Source organism: Plantactinospora sp. DSM 117369, assembly GCF_053764795.1.
On the sequence record NZ_CM132446.1, the window covers coordinates 9,196,750 to 9,213,299 of the forward strand.

The following is a 16,550-nucleotide window of genomic DNA, read 5'->3' on the forward strand; positions in this document are numbered from 1 at the left end:
GGTGCCCCCGGCGCGCTCACCGACCGGACCCCGCCGCTGCGGCCAGCGCCGCCGGCCCGGTCGCCAGTTCCCCGGCCGCCGCCGTCTCGGCCGCCGCGTGCCGGCGCGCGAGGTCGGCGCGGAGCGCCAGGCAGTCGCGTACGTAGTCGCCGGCCCGGGCGATCGGCGGATGCGGGTCACCGTCCCCGCAGTACTCGACGCAGATCGCCGGTACGCCGAGCGAGTCCGCCTTGGTGATCCAGGCGTAGTTGTCCAGCACCCCGTCGGCGGTGTCCACGTTGAAGTCGGCCCGCCCGCCGTCCGGGCGCAGGTTCTTCAGGTGGAAGTAGCCGAGCCGGCCGGCGAGCTGGTCGAGCACGGCCGGATCCCGGTCGGCCGGGCTGACCACGTAGGCGTTGCCGGGGTCGGCCGTGGCGACCACGGCCGGATGGTCCACCATCGCCAGCAGCTTCGCGGTGCCGGCCACCGTGTCGTGCACCGAGCCGGGATACACCTCCACCCCCACCCGTACGCCGTGCCGGGCCGCGTACTCGCCGAGCCGGCGGTAACCCTCGGCGGCCCGTTCGTAGTGCACCTGTTCGGCCAGGGCGCTGCCGTTGACCCGCCAGTCGTCCGGATCCCGTTCCAACGTCCCGGACCAGCCGTTGACCAGCTCGATCCCCTGCTCGGCCGCGGCGGAGATGGTCCGCTCGACCAGGGCCAGCGAGGCGGTCTGGGCCGCCGGGTCGTCGCCGACGAAGTCACCGGTGTAGCCGACGCAGTGCACACCCACCCCGTACCGCCGGCCGAGCGCCGCCGCGGCCGCGACCTCGGTCTCGACCCGGGCCGGGTCGAAGTGGAAGTGCACCAGCTCGACGCCGTCCCAGCCGTGCCGGGCGGCGACCGCGAAGACGTGCCGCAGGGGGTACCGGCGGAAGGTGTAGCTGTGCAGGACGAGCTTCATCAGTTCTGCCCTCCGGTCAACGCCAACCGCACTCCGCCGTTGGCGACGCTTCGTTCGAGTGCGTGCAGCACCCGCAGGTCCCGCAGTCCACGGGCGACACCCACCTCGGCCGGTACCGGCTGCCCCGCCGCGCTGGCGGCGAACGCCCGGTACTGGGCGAGGTACGGATCCACCGGCTCGGGGCGCAGCCAGCGCCGCCCGCCGTCGGCACAGACCAGCACCGATCCGCCGGAGTCCATCGCCCACGAGTTCCGGACCACCAGCAGGCCCCGCTCGCAGACGACGGTGTAGCGCGAGACGCCGGTCTGCGGTGGTTCGGTGAAGGACGACTCGACCTGGAGCCGCCGCTCCTCGCCGAACCACACGGTCGCCTCGACGAAGATCTCGGTCTGCTCCCGGTCGCCGGCCGGATAGCCGGTGGCCCGGCAGGCGGTCGGGGCCGCGTCGAAGACGTCGACCGCGGTCAGCAACGGATAGATGGCCAGGTCGCCGAGGCAACCGAGGCCGCTTTCGGCCCGCCGGTTGCGCCAGTCCCCCTGCCGGTACCCGAGGTGGCAGGCGGAGATCGATCGGGGCGCGCCGAGCCGCCCGGAGCGGACCAGCTCGACCACCGCCCGGTTGTAGGCGTTGTACCGGGACATGTAGCCGACCATCGCCGGTGCGCCGGAGGCCGTCGCGGCGCGCAGGATCCACTGTCCACCCGCGACGGTGTCGGCGAGCGGCTTCTCCACCAGGGTCGGGATGCCCCGGGCCAGCGCCCGGCAGGCGTACTCGGCGTGCCGCCGGTTGGGCGTGGCCACGTGCACCCCGTCCAGCGGCGTACGCAGGAAGTCCCGGACGTCCGTCCCGGCCCAGATCCCCGGCGCCTCGGCGGCCACCGCCCGCAGCGCCGCCTCGTCGCAGTCCAGTACGGCGACCAGGCGCAGGTCGTCGGCGGCCGCGATCGCCGGCAGCAGCGCCCGCCGGGTCAGGAACCCGGCGCCCACGATGCCGATCCGGAACGTCATCGGACCCGCTCCGGCCTGTCGTGCCAGTGCAGCAGCAGGCTGCGCGGGGCGAGCGACCGGTGGGTGGCACCGGCGATCGCGTCCAGGGTGTGCCGTTGGGCCGCCAGGGCACCGTCCAGGGCCGGGTCACCGGTGCCGACCGGCCGGGCCGGAGCGAGCAACACCGCCACCCCGACCGAGCGGGTGTGCCAGACCAGTTGGTAGGAGTGGTGGTTCCAGCCGCTGCCCTCGTGCACCTCGACGGGGCGGCCGAGCCGCCGCGCCAGCCACTCCGCCCCGACCGCACCGGCCGGGCCGGCGCCGTAGCCGACGACGTGCACGGCGGTGAGGTCGGGCCGCTGCGCCAGCCAGCCGCCGAGTACTCCGGCCAGTTCGTCACCGCTGGCCACCGCGCCGGCCCCGGCGGGCCGGTCGGCGGCGGTCGGGTTCACCGGCAGCAGCCGCTTGTAGTGCTGCACCGCGTCGTGGGTGGCGAACCGCAGCCCGTGCCGTACCGCGACGCAGGCCACCAGGGCGGCGACCGCGTAGCAGGCGGCCATCGCGGCGGCGACCGCGCCGGCCGGCCCACCGGGCCGGGACAGCCCGGAGATGCCCGCCGCGACGTCGACCACCAGCGCACCGGAGGTCGGCTCGGCCGCCACGTCCGGCCACGGCCGGAACCGCTCGGACTTGCCGCCCCAACCCTGCCGGGCCGCCTGGAGGGTCCAGAGTCGCAGTCCCGGGCCGGCGCCGGGCGGCAGCCGGAACAGCACCCGGGGCCGGCCGGTCGCCGGCAACCGGGCGGACTCCTCGCCGGCCCACTCGCCGATCGTCCGGGCCGCACCGGCGAACGCCCGGTAGGTGTCGTCGAAGTGCGGCCAGCTCAGCATCCGGGCCGCGAGCAGCGCCGGCACCGAGAGCGGGGCGTGGTAGAGGGCCACCTGGTCGGGCCCGCCGCCCACCGAGAGGGTGCCGCCGCGCTCGCAGAGCCAGGCCGGGGCCGCCCCGCCGGTCCGGTGCCGGGCCAGCGCGAGGGTGGCGGCCAGCAGCCGGGTTTCCCGGGTACGCCCGGAGGCGCTGACCGCGAACCCGGCGACGGCTCCCCGCCCGCCCGACTCGCCGAGTGTCCGGTGCACCGTCGCCGGGTCGAGGGAGTCCAGTACCCGGATGACGGACTGCCCCGGCACCGCCTCGCAGATCGCCCGCAGCCCGAAGGCCCAGCCCCCGGTGCCGGCGAAGACCGCCCGGCGGCAGCCGCGCAGCAGCGTACCGCCGCCCCGCTCGGCGGTGAGCCGGGAGACCCGGGGCCAGGCGGGCGGGTGTACCCAGCCGAGCCGGGGCACTCCGGCGAGGCTGGCCAGCGCGGCGACCGTACCGGCCGGCCCGTGCCGGTCACCGCTGGCGGCGGCCCGCACGTACGCCCACAGCTCGGCGCCGCTCGGCTCGGCTCCCCAGTGCCGCGCGGTCACGGCGTACCCCGTCGTCGGGCCGGTACCGGGGGAGCCGGGGCCACCACCGTGCCGTCGAGCCGGAAGTCGACCACGACCCGCAGCGCCGAGCCGCCGGCGACCGTACCGTGGTCGAGCAGTTCGGTCGCCACACCCGGCAGCGCGGGCAGCGAGACGAGGTGGCTGACCAGCGGCGCCAGGTCGAGCGCGGGGGTGGCCGGAGAGGTGCCGCCGGTGAGCAGTTCGCGGGCGGCGGTGAAGTCGCCGGGCCGACCGCCCCGGGAGCCGACCACGGTGCACCGGCCACCGGCCGGATTCCGCACCACCCGGCGTCCGCCGCCGGCCCGCACCGGCCCCGGGTCCAGCATCGTGCCGCCGCCGACCTGGAGCAGCCGGCCGGGCCGGAAGCCACCGAACAGGTGCAGGCCGGCCCCGTCGGCCAGCGCCGGCCAGCTCAGTTCGGCCGCCGCCGGCCCGCCGTCACCGGCCACCGCCAGCACGGCCAGCTCGGCGCCCCGGCCGCAGGTGGCCGAGCGGACTCCGGCGGCGAGTCCGGGGGCGAGCGGCAACACCGCGTCCGGGGCCGGCAGGCCACGCTGGACGGCGGCCCGGAGCCGCCGGTCGGTCCGGGCGGCCACGGTCACCGTACGGGCGCCGCGGGCGCGGGCGACGGCGACGTGCAGCAGGCCGAGTACGCCGGCACCGACGACGAGGACGTCCCGGCCGGCCCAGTCCCCGGCGAGGGTCCGGTGCGCCCGCAGCACCGCCGCCAGCGGCTCCAGCAGCACCCACTCCGGGCCGCAGCCCGGCGGCACCCCGACGAGCTGCCCCTGGGCCAGCGCACCGAGGTCGCTGACGAGGAGGTCCCGGAACACCCCGGGCAGGTTGTGACCGAGCTTGAGGTAGTCGTCCGTCGGGTGGTTGGGGTTGAGCGTCACCAGGTCACCGGGGCGCAGGCCGGAGACGGACGCGCCCACCTCGACCACCTCGGCCACGCACTCGTGCCCGAGCACTCCCGGCTCCACGCCCCGTTCGCCGCGCAGGATCTCCAGGTCGGTGCCGCAGAGGCCGGCGTACCTGGGCTTGAGCAGCAGTTGCTCACGGCCGCAGCGCGGCCGGGTGCCGGTGGTCAGGACGAGCCGCGCCTCGCCGACCGGCTTGACCACCTCGCGGGTCTCGGCCTGTCGCGCGGCGAGGTAGCCGGCCATCCCGGCCAGGGTGGCGTGCTCGGCGTCGCCGGGTACGTGCAGCAGCCCGGCCCGCTCGGCGGCCGTCCAGCCGGAGAACCAGCCGGCGTCGACCCAGAGCCTCGCCAGCCACTCGCGCAGCGCGGCGAACCAGGGCGCGCCGACACCGTGCGCGAAGCCGCCGACCACCACCACCGAGCGGAGCCCGAGCTGCGCGCAGACCTGCAACAGCGCCACCGCGAGGTGCCGGGTCGCCGCGTGCAGCAGGTCGGTGACGAACGCGTCGCCGGCGCGGGCGGCGTCGGCGAGCGCCCGCCCGTCGATTCGGTCCGGATCGCCGCCGACCAGCCGGTGCAGTACCGAACCGGCGAAGTCGGCCGGATCCCGCCGGGCCCGCCGGACCGCCGCCCGCACCACCGCCGGCCCCGAGCTGTACGCGCAGAGGTCGGCCACCGCGCCGCAGTCGCACCACGGCAGGTCCAGCCCGGCCAGTTGCTCGCGGGCGGCCCGGTCCCCGGCGGCGGCGGCCCGGCCGAGCCGGGCGGCACCGGCCGGCCCACCGGGCACCGCGTCGAGCCGGCTCGGCTCCACCGGCACGTGCCCGATCTCCCCGCCCAACCCGGCCGGGTCGGCGAGCACCTTGGCGGTGCCGGGAAGCCGGTCGTCGAAGACCTTGACCGCCACGCCGGTGCTGACGGTGAGCAGGGCGAACCGGCCGAGCCGCCGGTAGTGCCAGGCCGCCGCGGCCACGTCGTTGAGTACGGTCACCCGGGCCCACGGCAGCCGTGCCCGCAGCGCCGCCCGTACGTCGTAGCCGGCCGACTGCGCCTGCCAGAGCACGCTGGCGTCCCGGACCACCCCCTCGGCGGTGACCACTGCACCGAAGGCGACCCCGACCTCCCGCCGGCCGGCGGGTTCGGCGGTTCGGTGCAGCCGGTCGGCCTCCTCGGCGATCCGGTCCAGCAGCTCGTCGCGGACGGCGGCGAGCGGAACGCCCGGCCGGCCGCGCCGGTTCGGGGTGGCGAACCGGAGCACCTCGCCGACCAGCCGTCCCGCCTCGGCCAACGCCAACCGGGTCCAGGTGCCGCCGACGTCGACCACCACGCCCCGCTCCGCCGTCGCGGCAGCTTCCGGCCACCCGTCCTGCTCCGCCCCCGCCGTGCCACCCGGCCGCCGCTGCCGCTCCGGCCCCGCCGTCCCGCCCGGCCGCCCGTCCTGCTCCGGCACGTGCACCTGGCCGTCCTGCTCCGTGCGTCCGGTCACGAGTCGCTCCACGCCCGAGCCGCCGCCGGTTCGCCGGCTCCGGTGGTCGGGGTCGGCGTACCGGCCCGGCGGCACAACACCGACCAGGCCCGGTGCAGGTCCGCCGCGCCGATCTCGTCGATCGAGTCGACGAACCCGCCGACCCCGATCCCGACCGGTACGGCCAGGTGCAGCTCGCCGCCCTTGTGCGGCAGTACGTGGGTGCGCAGCGCCCGCCACAGCTCGGCGGCGTCGCAGCAGTCGTCGTACGTCGGCAGCCCGATCCGGCGCAGCAGCGTCTCGGCCCGGTCGGCGACGGTGTACGGCAGCCGCCCGGCGGCCACGCCCAGCCGGCAGGAGAGCGCCATTCCGACCGCCACCGCCTCGCCGTGCCGGAGCCGGTAGCCGGACCGCTCCTCCAGCACGTGCCCGAACTCGTGGCCGAAGTCGGCCAGCCGGCGCAGCCGCCGCTCCCAGGGGTTCTCCTCCAGCTCGACCAGCATCGCGGCGACCGCGCGCCGGAGCACCTCGTCGAGCACCGGGGCGGCGCCGGGGTCGCGCAGCACGGCGTGGTGCTCCTCGACCAGGGTGTAGAGGCGGGCGTCCCGGACCAGTGCGATCTTGACGATCTCGGCCAGCCCGCACCGGAACTCGGCCTCCGGCAGGGTCGCCAGGAACCCGGCGTCGCAGAGGCAGGCCAGCGGCGGGTGGTACGCCCCGAGCAGGTTCTTCCGGCCGTCCAGGTCGACGCCGACCTTCAGCCCGACCCCCGCGTCGACCAGCCCGACCAGGGTGGTCGGGACGCGCAGGTACGGCGTACCGCCGGGATGGCAGGCCGCGACGTAGCCGACCAGGTCGAGTACGGTCCCGCCGCCGACCGCCAGGATCCGGTCGGCGGGGCCCAGGCCGAGCCGGCGGACCCGCCGCAGCAGCCGGCCGGCGGCCTCGTAGGTCTTGCCCCCGGGCGAGCTGCGCACCGGCAGCACGGTGCAGCCGGCGAGCCGACCCTGCCGGTACCGCCGGGCGAGCGCGTCCCGGACAGCGGCGGTGACGGTCGGCGAGTAGTCGTCCACCACCGCCAGCACCCGGGCACCCGCCGGCAGGTAGCCGGAGAGCACCGGGTTGTCCGGGGCGAGGACCCCGGCGGTGAAGGCGACCCGGTAGCCCAGCTTCCGGATCCGGTGCGCCCGGACCGGTGCCGGCACCGGCGGCCACCACCCCGGTCCCGGCCCCGGCCCCGATACCGATACCGATACCGGCCCCGGTACCGCCGACGCCCGCGCGTCCGACACCGACGGCGTCACCGGCGCGCCCGACACCGACGGCGCCACCGGCACGGCGGATGCCGAGGGCACCACCGGCACGGCGGATGCCGAGGGCACCACCGGCACGGCGGATGCCGGGGGAACCACCCCGGCCGCGGATGCCGAGGGTGCCCGGGGTGCGCCGGGTGCCGATGGGGGTGGTGGCCAGATCCGGCTGGCGGCGGCGCCGTGCCGGTGCAGCAGCCGGGCCACCGCGGCCAGCGCCGCCTGCCGGATCAGGGCCGGCTCCGCGGCCAAGTCGAGCCGGCCGGCGAGTACGTCGTCGTAGCCAGCGAGGTGGCGGATCGCCGACTCCTCGTCCGGGCGTACCGGGGTGGGATCGGCGAGCAGGGTGTCCACGTCGACCAGCAGTACGGGATCCCGCGTCTCGGCGGCGAGCGCCGGTTCGCCGGCCACCACCCGGGTGCTCCAGTGCAGCGAGGCCAGCAGCGACAGCAACTCGTCGTGCATCCGGACCACGTGGGCGTACCGGCGGTACATCGCGGCGGCCAGCGCGGTGGTGGCGGTTGCCGCCGGCCCGGCGAGGGAGACGAAGGCGTCCCGCCGGCCGAGCCCGGTCGCGACGGCGGCTCGCACCACCGCGCGTACCGGATCGGGGTTGCCCGGCGCGGCGAGGTCGCCGGCGTCGACCGTCCGGTGCTGGTCGAGCACACCGCGTTCCCGCCAGTAGCCGAGGTAGGCGTCGAGCCGGCGGCCCTGCTCCGGCCGGTCGCAGACGGCGAGGATCCGGCGCGCGCCGCCGAGTGCCCGCAGCAGCGTGACGTCGCCGGGGCGCCACAGGTCCCGCCGCATCCGCAGCTCGAAGGTGTCGATCAGCTCGGCCCGGAGCGTGTCCTTGCGCCCGGGCGGGGGTGCCGCCGGCCTGGGCAGGTCGCGGGGCCGGGCCAGGGCCGGAGCCCCGGTGGTCGACGACATCGCCTCACACCGGCGCCTGCCGGGCGCAGGCCCGGCGCAGCAACTCGACCAACGGCTGTCGCGGCCGGCACCGGTCGAACCGGAACGAGGCCATCATCTCGTCGATCGCCGACTCGTCCATGCCCTGGAACAGCTCGCCGAACTCCGGCAGCAGCGCCTCGGCGAAGAGGATCTGCGGCACCAGCCGGCCGATCAGGAACTCGCTGCCGAACGGAAACGGCAGGTAGTCCGGGAACTCCCGGGCGAAGAGTTCCTTGAGCGGGCGCATCACCTGCTGGATGTGGTCGTGCCGGCCGCCCCACAGGTCGACGCCGAGCCGGGCCTTCTTCTCCAGTACCGGCCGGATCCGGCGCATCCACGGGCTGTCCGGGTCCACGGTCAGCGGCGCCGCCACCCCGATGTCCTTGTACGGCCAGAACGCCCAGTTGGCCCGGTGCCGGGTGTAGATCTCGAACTGGTCGGCGAGCAGGTCGAGCCGCATCCGGTCCCGTTCGGGCTCGCCGGTGAAGACCGCGTTGAACTCGCCGACGTAGACCGGGGTGCCGGTGCGGAGCATGTACTCGCTGCGCTTGAGGTACGTCCGCTCCAGCACGCTCGCGTCGAAGTACTGGTCGCGGGACTGGTCCGGCAGCAGGATGCCGTGCTCGTACCCGACGCCGTCCGGGGACTCCCAGACGTGGGTCAGGTGCGCCACGCCGGGGTAGCGACCGTCCGGGACGTAGCCGGGCGGCGCGTAGTCGTGGTGCGAGTAGATGACGTTGGGCAGTGGTTCGCCGTACACGTCGAAGTCGTTGGAGTAGCGGTTGCCCTCCAGGATCACGATGTGCTCCGGGTCGACCTCGCGGATCGCCTCGACCAGCCGGCGGGAGTACGGCCCGATCACCTCCCCGCTCGGGTCGGCCGGCTCGTTGACCGGGTTGTACCCGGCCACCCACGGCTCGTCCCGGTAGCGGCCGGCGATCTCCCGCCAGAGGTGTACGACCCGGTCCTGGAAGTGCGGGTGCTGCCAGAACTGGGCCACGTGGGTGGGGTTGTCGCTGTGCCAGTCCTGGTTCTGCCAGCCGGGCAGCGCGTGCAGGTCGATGATGGTGCGTACGCCGCACGCGGCGAGCAGTTCTATCGCCCGGTCCAGGTGGCGGAAGCCGGACTCCACGATCTCGAACGGTCGCCGGTCGTCCTCCAGGTGCCGGTAGTTGACCGGGATCCGGACCACGTTGCAGCCGAGCTCGGCGATGAACCGGGCGTCGTCGGCGGTGAAGAAGTGCTCCAGGAAGCGGTCGAAGAAGAACGCCGCCCGCTCCGGGCCGAGCACGTCCCGCACGGCGGCCCGCATGCCCTGCTCGTACGCCGGGAAACCGGTCATCCAGTTCTCGAAGTTGAGCCAACCGGCGAGGCCAATCCCCCGCCAGATAACCTGCTGTCCGTCGCCGTCAACTATTTGATCGCCATTGGTCCGGAGAAATCCTCCGGGGCATGCCAAAGCAAACCGGGACACGGACATGCCACCCCCTGCCTTTCCCGTCGTCGGGTGCATTGCCCGTTCGGATCGATATTGACTCAATACGATGGGACGACAATCGTCAAGGGGTCGAGCATGATCAAATGGACGCGCTCCCACGGCATACCTGTCGAGCCCGGAGCGTTGCGACGTGAGCCGGAGGAGTCAGCGGGGCCAACCGCTCCAGGGTGTTGCCGGACACGATCCGGGACGATATTTTGCGCGGGGATGTTAGCGATCCCACCTACCGGTCCCCGCCGCACACCCCTCGGGGGGAAAATGGTTTGGCCACGAACGTTGAGGTCAGTCATATCCGTCGTACGGCGCCTGATGAGGCGCCGTCGTCGCCGCAACCACCGTGACCCGTTTCTCTACAAGTGAGGTACGACGCGAATCGGGAATCAGCCGCCCCGGCGCGGGTGGAGACAGGCGGCCGGCATCGCTCGGGCCCGGGGACATAGCATCGGCCGATGGCGAGCCCTTCCGACCCGCCGGGGCGTGATCCACGGCTGCGCCGGCCCCGGATCGCCACCCTGGTCGCGCTGGTCAGCACGCTGCTGACCGCCCTGATGATGCCGGGGATCGGACTGGCCCGCGAGCCGGATCCGGTGTGGACCGTGCTCGGTTCGGTCGGCATCGTCGCCGTAGCCACCGCCCAGATCGTGGCGCTGTACGTCCTGCTCACGCCCTGGCTGACCATGTCGGCCCGGCGCCGGGCACTGGCCGGGTACGCCGGAACCGCCGTCGCCTCCGTACCGCTGGTCGGCCCGGTCGCGGGTGGGCACTGGCCGACCTGGGCCTGGCTGGGCGCCTCGGTCGTCGGCACCGCGCCGCTGCTGCTCGGCCGCCGGACCGCGACCCTGGTGGTGGCGGCGACCGTCGCCGTGGCGGTCGGGGTGGCCCGGTGGACCGGGGGCGAGGTGTCGGACCACCTGCTGATCACCGGTGGCATCGGGCTCTCCGTCGCGGCGATCGGCTGGTTCCAGGTGTGGTTCTGGGACCTGCTGGTGCAGGCGCAGCAGGGCCGGAGCGCCCAGGCCCGGCTGGCCGCCACCCAGGAGCGGCTCCGGTTCGCCCGGGACGTGCACGACCTGCTCGGCCACCACCTCTCGGTGATCGCGCTGAAGGCCGAACTCGCGGCCCGGCTCGCCTCGGTCGACCCGGAACGGGCCGGGCGGGAGGCGGCCGAGGTGCAGCGGCTGGCCGTCTCGGCCCTGGCCGAGGTACGCGAGGCGGTGCACGGCTACCGCGTGGTCGACCTGCGCGAACAACTGGCGGCAACCGCCGAGGTACTCCGCTCGTCCGGCGTACGCTGCACGGTCGCACAGCCGCCCGATGAGGTACCGGCGGAGGTCGCCGCCCAACTGGCTCCGGTGTTGCGCGAGGCGAGCACCAACCTGCTGCGGCACAGCCGGGCCACCTGGTGCACGATCGAGGTCGGGCGGGACGCCGACCGGTTCCGGCTGACCGTCGCCAACGACGGGGCGGGACCGGCCGCCCCAGACCGGCACAGCTCGGGGCTGCGCGGCCTCGCCGACCGGCTGGCCGACGCCGCCGGAACACTCCGGATCGAGCACCGCGACGGCGTCTTCACGGTCGAGGCCGTCGTGCCGGCCCCGGACACACTGGACGGGACGAAGCCGGACGGGGCGGAGCCGGATGCGCTGGGCGGGACGAAGCCGGACGGGCTGGCCCCCGATGCGCTGGACGGGGCGGCCCCCGGCGGGATGGAGCCGCAGGTTCCGAGACCACGGACGGAGGGCAACGGCGATGGACGGGGCAACGGCGGTGGACGGGGTAACGGCGGACACGACGGCGGCGGTGGGCGGGACGGGTGAGTGGTGCGCACCGGCACCGGTACCGGCGGGGCGGGGGCGGGCATGATCCGGGTACTGCTCGCCGATGACGAGGAGCTGATCCGGGTGGCGGTCGCCGCCCTGCTCGAGCTGGAACCCGACATCGAGGTGGTGGCACAGGCCGGCGACGGCCGGGCGGCGGTGCAGGCCGCGCTGGCACACCGGCCGGACGTCGCGGTGGTCGACCTGGAGATGCCGGCACTGGACGGGCTGGGCGTCGCCGCCGAACTGGCCAGGGCGCTGCCGTCCTGCGCGGTGGTCATCCTGACCGGTCGTGGCCGGCCCGCGCACCTGCGCCGGGCACTCACCACCGGCGCCCGGGGCTTCCTGGCCAAGGGCGCCCCGGGCGGCGCGCTGGCCGACGTCGTCCGGCGGGTGCATGGCGGGGCACGCTACGTCGACCCGACGCTGGCGGCCGAGGCGCTGATCGCGCCCGAGTGCCCGCTGACTCCGCGCGAGTTGGAGGTACTCCGGCTGGCCGGTACCGACGCGACCGTCTCGGCCGTCGCCCGGCGTACCTCCCTGTCGCAGGGCACGGTACGCAACCACCTGGCTGCCGCCGTCGGCAAGCTCGGAGTCGCCAGCCGGGCGGAGGCGTACCGGATCGCCACCGACAACGGCTGGCTCTGACCGGCCGCCGCCGGTGGAACCGTCGTCGGGAGGAAACCGAGCCGGGCCGGGAATTGAGTCGGGTCGACTCAAGTTATACCGGGTGCCGGTCGGGACGACCGGCCACATAGCACCCGAGGAGAGCACCCATGAGCACCTTGTCGCTGTGGACCCGGCGGGACCCGTTCGCGGAGTTCGACGCCCTGGTGCGCAACGCCTTCGGCACCACCACCGGCTGGCCGACCGCCCGGTCGACCGGCTTCACCCCGCCAGCCGAGATCGTCCGGGACGGCGCCGACGCAGTCGTCCGAGTGGAGCTGCCCGGGGTCGACGTCGAGCAGGACGTGACCGTGGAGGTCGACTCCGGCCGGCTGGTCGTCCGGGGTGAGCGGCGTGACGAGCGGGCCGAGGAGCGGGACGGACGCAGCCTGCGCGAGGTCCGGTACGGCTCGTTCCGGCGCGCGTTCCGGCTTCCCGCGCACCTGACGGCGGACGCGGTCACCGCCTCGTACGAGGCGGGCGTACTCCAGGTCCGGGTCGCCGGCGCGTACGCCGACGGCACCGGCGGGGCCCGCCGGATCGCCGTCACCTCCGGCAGCCCGGCCACCTCGGCCCTCGGTGCAGGCGAGGCGCAGCCGACCGCCTGACCCACTCCCACCGATACCGCACCCCGCGGGCCCGGCCGGATCCCGGTCGGGCCCGCGCTGTCGTCTCCGGCGAGGAAGCGACCGAACGGGCGACCATGGCGGGGCGCCGCTCCCGTACCGTGTTCGCTGTGCGTGGCGCGGGCGCGAGACTGGGCATCGACTTCGGCACCTACAACACGGTCGCGGTGCTGGCTCTGCCGGGCCGGGAACCCCGGCCGCTGCTCTTCGACGGGTCGCCGCTGCTGCGTTCGGCGGTCTGCGCCGACACCGGCGAGCGGCTGCTGGTCGGCCAGGACGCGCTGCACACCGCCCTCTCGCTGCCACAGTCCTACGAGCCCTATCCGAAGCGCTGCGTCGACGAGGGCACCGTGCTGCTCGGCGGCCGGGAGATGTCGGTCGAGGAGCTGTTCGCCGCGCCGCTGCGCCGGGTGGCCAGCGAGGTACGCCTGATCACCACCGAGCCGGTCACCGAGGCGGTGCTGACCTATCCGGCCGCCTGGGGCACGCACCGTCGCGGCACCCTACTGGCCGCGGCCAACAAGGTGTTGCCGACCGTACGCCTGGTCGCCGAGCCGGTCGCCGCCGCCAACTTCTTCGTCGAGGTGGCCGGCCGGGACCTGCCGGTCGGGCGCTGCGCGGTGGTCTACGACTTCGGCGCCGGCACCTTCGACGTGACCGTGGTACGCCGCAACCCCGACGGGTTCGAGGTGCTGGCGACCGAGGGGCTCGCCGACTGCGGCGGGCTCGACATCGACGCCGCCATCGTGACGCGGATCGGTACCGCGATCGGCAGCCGGGACGAGCGCCTGTGGGCCCGGCTGACCAGCCCGGACACCACCTCCGACCGGCGGGCCAGCCAGCAGCTCTGGGCGAACGCGCGGTCCGGCAAGGAGATGCTGACCCGGAGCACCACGACGCTGGTCCACGTACCACTCTTCGACGTGGACCTGCCGCTCGGCCGGGAGGAGCTGGAGGAGCTGGCCGCCCCGGTCGTCGCCCGTACCGTGACGACCACCCGCACCCTGCTCGGCCGGCTGGACGACGGGGAGTCGGCGGTGGCGGCGGTCTTCCTCTCCGGCGGATCCAGCCGGATGCCGGCGGTCGCCACCGCGCTGCACCGGGCCCTGGATATCGCCCCGAGCGTGGTGGAGCAGCCGGAACTGGTGGTTGCCGAGGGGAGCCTGCGGATCCCGGTCGGCTCCGGCGGGCCCGCCACCGTCGGTGCGACGGCGGTGCCGCCGACCGCCGAGCCCGCGACCGCCAGCGCGGGCGCCGGCGCGCCGGGCGGGCGGTTCGGCCGGTGGGCAGCGCTGTCCCGGTCCCGGCGGGCGCAGGTCGCGGGCGCGGCCGTGGCGGTCGCCGCCGTGCTGGCCACGGCCACCGTCGCCGCCGCCCTCGCCGGGGGCGGCGACCCGAATCGTGGTACGGGGTCGGCCGGTGGCGCCTCGGCCAGCGCCTCGGCGACACCCGGCGCCGGCGGGTCGCCCCGCCCGTCCGTCACGCCGACGGTGACCGCCGCCGGGGTGGACGCCTGCATGGTCGGCACCTGGCGCAGTCTCGGCGGACAGTCGGACAAGAAGATCGACAATCAGAGCATCCAGTTCAGCGGCGGGGCCGGGACGGTACAGACCTACACGGCGGACGGCAAGGTGACGCTGAACTTCAACAAGACCACGGACAAGACCGCGACCTACCGTGGAGTCAAATGGCGGGAGCGGACCCGGGGCACCGCCTCGGCCAACGTCTACCACCGCAACGGCGTCGAGTACGTCAGCGGCGTACGGGCGAAGGGGACCATCGTGCTCTACCGTGGCGGCAGTCGTAACGCCAGCGTGCCGCTGTCGCTGCTGCTGGAGCCGACCGAATACATCTGCACCGGTGACACGATGCGGTTCTTCGGCGACGGCCCCAGCGAGTGGATCCGGGTCCGCTGACCACCCCCCTCGGCGGGCAGGCCGCGTCGCGCGGATCAGAAGAGGGTCAGCGGCTCGGCCGGGATCGGCTCCGGCAGCGCGTCGAGTTCGGGTACCCGGGCCCGCACCTCGTCGTGGAAGCGGCGGGCGAGCATCGGCGCGTCGGCGTTGTCCGGGGTGTGCACGAAGACCGTCGGCGAGCGGCCCTCGCGCAGCCAGCCGACGGTGACGTCGACCCAGTGCCGCCAGCCCTCGACGGTCCAGGCGGGATCGTCGCGACCGAGGTACCGGACGATCGGCCGGTCGGTCAGCGCGACCGTCCGGAGCGGCATCCGGGGTTTCTTGGTCCAGGCGTCCCGCTCCGCGTCACTGCTCGGCGGAGCCTGGAAGAACGCGGTGGTGTCGAACGGGATCCACTCGGCGGCCGCGTCGGCGAGTACCCCTTCCAGCAGCCGCGTCGCGCGGGGGTCGGCGAAGAACGCGGGGTCGCGGACCTCGACGGCGTACCGGTGGGAGCCGGGCAGCCGGCGCAGGAAGCGGGCGAGCACGGCGACGTCGCCGGGGGCGAACGACCCCGGCAACTGGATCCAGAGGGCGTGCGCCCGGGGGCCGAGTGGCTCGATCGCGTCCAGGAAGATCCGGAGCGGCTCGTCGACGTCGGTGAGCCGGTGTTCGTGCGTGATGAGCTTGGGTATCTTGATCACGAAGCGGAAGCCCGGGTCGGTCTGCTGCGCCCAGGACGCCACGGTCTCCCGGGTCGGAGTCGCGTAGAAGGTGGTGTTCCCCTCCACCGCGTCGCACCAGCTCGCATAGGAGCGCAGCCGCTCGGAGGCCGGCAGCGGATGCGCCAGGAACCGCCCCTGCCAGGACTTGTGCGTCCACATCGCGCACCCCACGGACAGCCGCATCCCGGCCCCCTCCCGCCGAACCATCCCCGGATCCTCCCGCCGAGCGGACCCCTCACCCCGAACCGGACCCCTCCCGCCGGACGGACCCCTCCCGCCGGCGGAGCAGGCCCGGACCGGTCTGCCCCGAGGTCCCCGCCCCGGGCCACCCGTCAGGTCGTCCACCGCTGCACGGCAACGGTATACGGGCGCCGTCGACCAAACGGCCCGGCGGTCCGGGCCACGGCTTGACCTCGCCCCAGGGGCGCGGCACAGACTTCAGGGCGTGCAGCGGAAGTACCTGCGGGCCGGCGAGTTCGGCGCGGCCGGGCGGTTGTCGCCGAAGGCCCTGCGCCTCTACGCCGAACAGGGCCTGCTCCGGCCGGCGAGCGTCGACCCGGCCACCGGCTACCGCTACTACAGCCCCGACCAGTTGCCTCGGGCCCGGCTGATCGCCCGGCTGCGCCGGCTCGGACTGCCACTGGCCCGGATCGGCCAGCTCGCCGACCTCACCCCGGAGGCTCGGGCGATCGAACTGCGCGGATGGCTGCGCACCCAACGCACGCTGCTCGACGAACGGGCGGCGGCGGTGGAGGCGATGCAGTGGTACGGCGAGGACGACGCACTCGTCGACGCCGTCGCGCTGCGGGACGTACCAGCGACGAAGGTCCTCTGCCGGAGCCGCCACGTCGACACCACCGCGCTGGACGATCTGATCCGGACGGCCGAGCACGACATCCGCGCGCACCTGCGGGCATCGGGATCGGGCGACGGCGGCGCGACCCTGGTCTCCTTCCAGGACCTCGTCACCCCGGACAGCGAAGGGCTCGTCGAGGTGGCAGTCCAGTACGACGGAAGCATCGAACCGGTCGACGACCTGTACATCCGCCTGGTGCCCGCGCACACCGAGGCGTACCTGCCGGTGCCAGCGGGATTCGAGGACTTTCCACTGGTCCTGCGGGTGTACGACGCGGTGGAGGCGTACACCGATGCGCGGGCGGGCGTCACCTGTGTCGGCCACCCGTACGAGATCTATCCGGGCACGGACGCGCTCTTCGACGTCGCATACCCGGTTTCCCCCAGCTGAAAGGCTCGAT

12 protein-coding genes are annotated in these 16,550 nt (G+C 74.8%); 5 read left to right on the forward strand and 7 right to left on the reverse strand.

Annotated elements, in window-relative coordinates:
- Positions 1-16 precede the first annotated feature (16 nt).
- From ACSMXO_RS39415 to ACSMXO_RS39440, 6 genes are read right to left on the reverse strand one after another with little or no spacing between them, the layout of a single operon-like run.
- Positions 17-943, reverse strand: coding sequence for a sugar phosphate isomerase/epimerase family protein (locus ACSMXO_RS39415; RefSeq protein WP_455415837.1), 927 nt, complete (start codon positions 941-943; stop codon positions 17-19).
- On the reverse strand, positions 943-1,950 hold the full coding sequence (locus tag ACSMXO_RS39420; protein ID WP_455415838.1) for a Gfo/Idh/MocA family protein: 1,008 nt from the start codon (positions 1,948-1,950) through the stop codon (positions 943-945). The genes ACSMXO_RS39415 and ACSMXO_RS39420 overlap by 1 nt, the downstream gene beginning before the upstream one ends.
- Positions 1,947-3,398 (reverse strand): hypothetical protein, encoded by a 1,452-nt coding sequence (locus ACSMXO_RS39425; protein WP_455415839.1) that lies wholly within the window; start codon positions 3,396-3,398, stop codon positions 1,947-1,949. The genes ACSMXO_RS39420 and ACSMXO_RS39425 overlap by 4 nt, the downstream gene beginning before the upstream one ends.
- A complete protein-coding gene (locus ACSMXO_RS39430; protein ID WP_455415840.1) occupies positions 3,395-5,827 on the reverse strand; it encodes an ROK family protein in 2,433 nt (810 codons plus the stop codon). The genes ACSMXO_RS39425 and ACSMXO_RS39430 overlap by 4 nt, the downstream gene beginning before the upstream one ends.
- The gene (locus ACSMXO_RS39435; RefSeq protein ID WP_455415841.1) at positions 5,824-8,046 is read right to left on the reverse strand and encodes a 3-dehydroquinate synthase family protein; all 2,223 of its coding nucleotides are present in this window, start codon (positions 8,044-8,046) and stop codon (positions 5,824-5,826) included. The genes ACSMXO_RS39430 and ACSMXO_RS39435 overlap by 4 nt, the downstream gene beginning before the upstream one ends.
- A 4-nt stretch (positions 8,047-8,050) precedes the next feature.
- Positions 8,051-9,409: a glycoside hydrolase family 5 protein gene (locus tag ACSMXO_RS39440; RefSeq protein WP_455415842.1), complete on the reverse strand. Its 1,359-nt coding sequence runs from the start codon at positions 9,407-9,409 to the stop codon at positions 8,051-8,053.
- A gap of 605 nt (positions 9,410-10,014) precedes the next feature.
- Between ACSMXO_RS39440 and ACSMXO_RS39445 the strand changes: the two genes are divergently transcribed.
- From ACSMXO_RS39445 to ACSMXO_RS39460, 4 genes are all read left to right on the forward strand, one after another.
- Positions 10,015-11,382: a sensor histidine kinase gene (locus ACSMXO_RS39445; RefSeq protein ID WP_455415843.1), complete on the forward strand. Its 1,368-nt coding sequence runs from the start codon at positions 10,015-10,017 to the stop codon at positions 11,380-11,382.
- A 42-nt stretch (positions 11,383-11,424) separates the two neighbouring features.
- Positions 11,425-12,030, forward strand: coding sequence for a response regulator transcription factor (locus ACSMXO_RS39450; RefSeq protein ID WP_455419412.1), 606 nt, complete (start codon positions 11,425-11,427; stop codon positions 12,028-12,030).
- A gap of 128 nt (positions 12,031-12,158) precedes the next feature.
- A complete protein-coding gene (locus ACSMXO_RS39455; protein WP_455415844.1) occupies positions 12,159-12,656 on the forward strand; it encodes an Hsp20/alpha crystallin family protein in 498 nt (165 codons plus the stop codon).
- 128 nt (positions 12,657-12,784) lie between these two features.
- Positions 12,785-14,590, forward strand: coding sequence for an Hsp70 family protein (locus ACSMXO_RS39460; protein ID WP_455415845.1), 1,806 nt, complete (start codon positions 12,785-12,787; stop codon positions 14,588-14,590).
- Between the two features lie 35 nt (positions 14,591-14,625).
- Here the strand turns inward: ACSMXO_RS39460 and ACSMXO_RS39465 are convergent, their stop codons facing one another.
- Positions 14,626-15,453: a DUF72 domain-containing protein gene (locus ACSMXO_RS39465; protein WP_455419413.1), complete on the reverse strand. Its 828-nt coding sequence runs from the start codon at positions 15,451-15,453 to the stop codon at positions 14,626-14,628.
- Between the two features lie 286 nt (positions 15,454-15,739).
- Here ACSMXO_RS39465 and ACSMXO_RS39470 point away from each other — a divergent pair, with 286 nt between their 5' ends.
- Positions 15,740-16,540, forward strand: a complete 801-nt coding sequence (locus tag ACSMXO_RS39470; protein ID WP_455415846.1) for a MerR family transcriptional regulator — start codon at positions 15,740-15,742, stop codon at positions 16,538-16,540.
- The last annotated feature ends 10 nt before the right edge of the window (positions 16,541-16,550 follow it).

Excerpts from the sequence above, each read along its gene's own strand:
- ACSMXO_RS39415 (WP_455415837.1), bottom strand. The coding sequence starts at position 943 with ATGAAGCTCGTCCTGCACAGCTACACCTTCCGCCGGTACCCCCTGCGG.
- ACSMXO_RS39420 (WP_455415838.1), bottom strand. The coding sequence starts at position 1,950 with ATGACGTTCCGGATCGGCATCGTGGGCGCCGGGTTCCTGACCCGGCGG.
- ACSMXO_RS39435 (WP_455415841.1), bottom strand. The coding sequence starts at position 8,046 with ATGTCGTCGACCACCGGGGCTCCGGCCCTGGCCCGGCCCCGCGACCTG.
- ACSMXO_RS39440 (WP_455415842.1), bottom strand. The coding sequence starts at position 9,409 with ATGACCGGTTTCCCGGCGTACGAGCAGGGCATGCGGGCCGCCGTGCGG.
- ACSMXO_RS39445 (WP_455415843.1), top strand. The coding sequence starts at position 10,015 with ATGGCGAGCCCTTCCGACCCGCCGGGGCGTGATCCACGGCTGCGCCGG.
- ACSMXO_RS39450 (WP_455419412.1), top strand. The coding sequence starts at position 11,425 with ATGATCCGGGTACTGCTCGCCGATGACGAGGAGCTGATCCGGGTGGCG.
- ACSMXO_RS39455 (WP_455415844.1), top strand. The coding sequence starts at position 12,159 with ATGAGCACCTTGTCGCTGTGGACCCGGCGGGACCCGTTCGCGGAGTTC.
- ACSMXO_RS39465 (WP_455419413.1), bottom strand. The coding sequence starts at position 15,453 with ATGTGGACGCACAAGTCCTGGCAGGGGCGGTTCCTGGCGCATCCGCTG.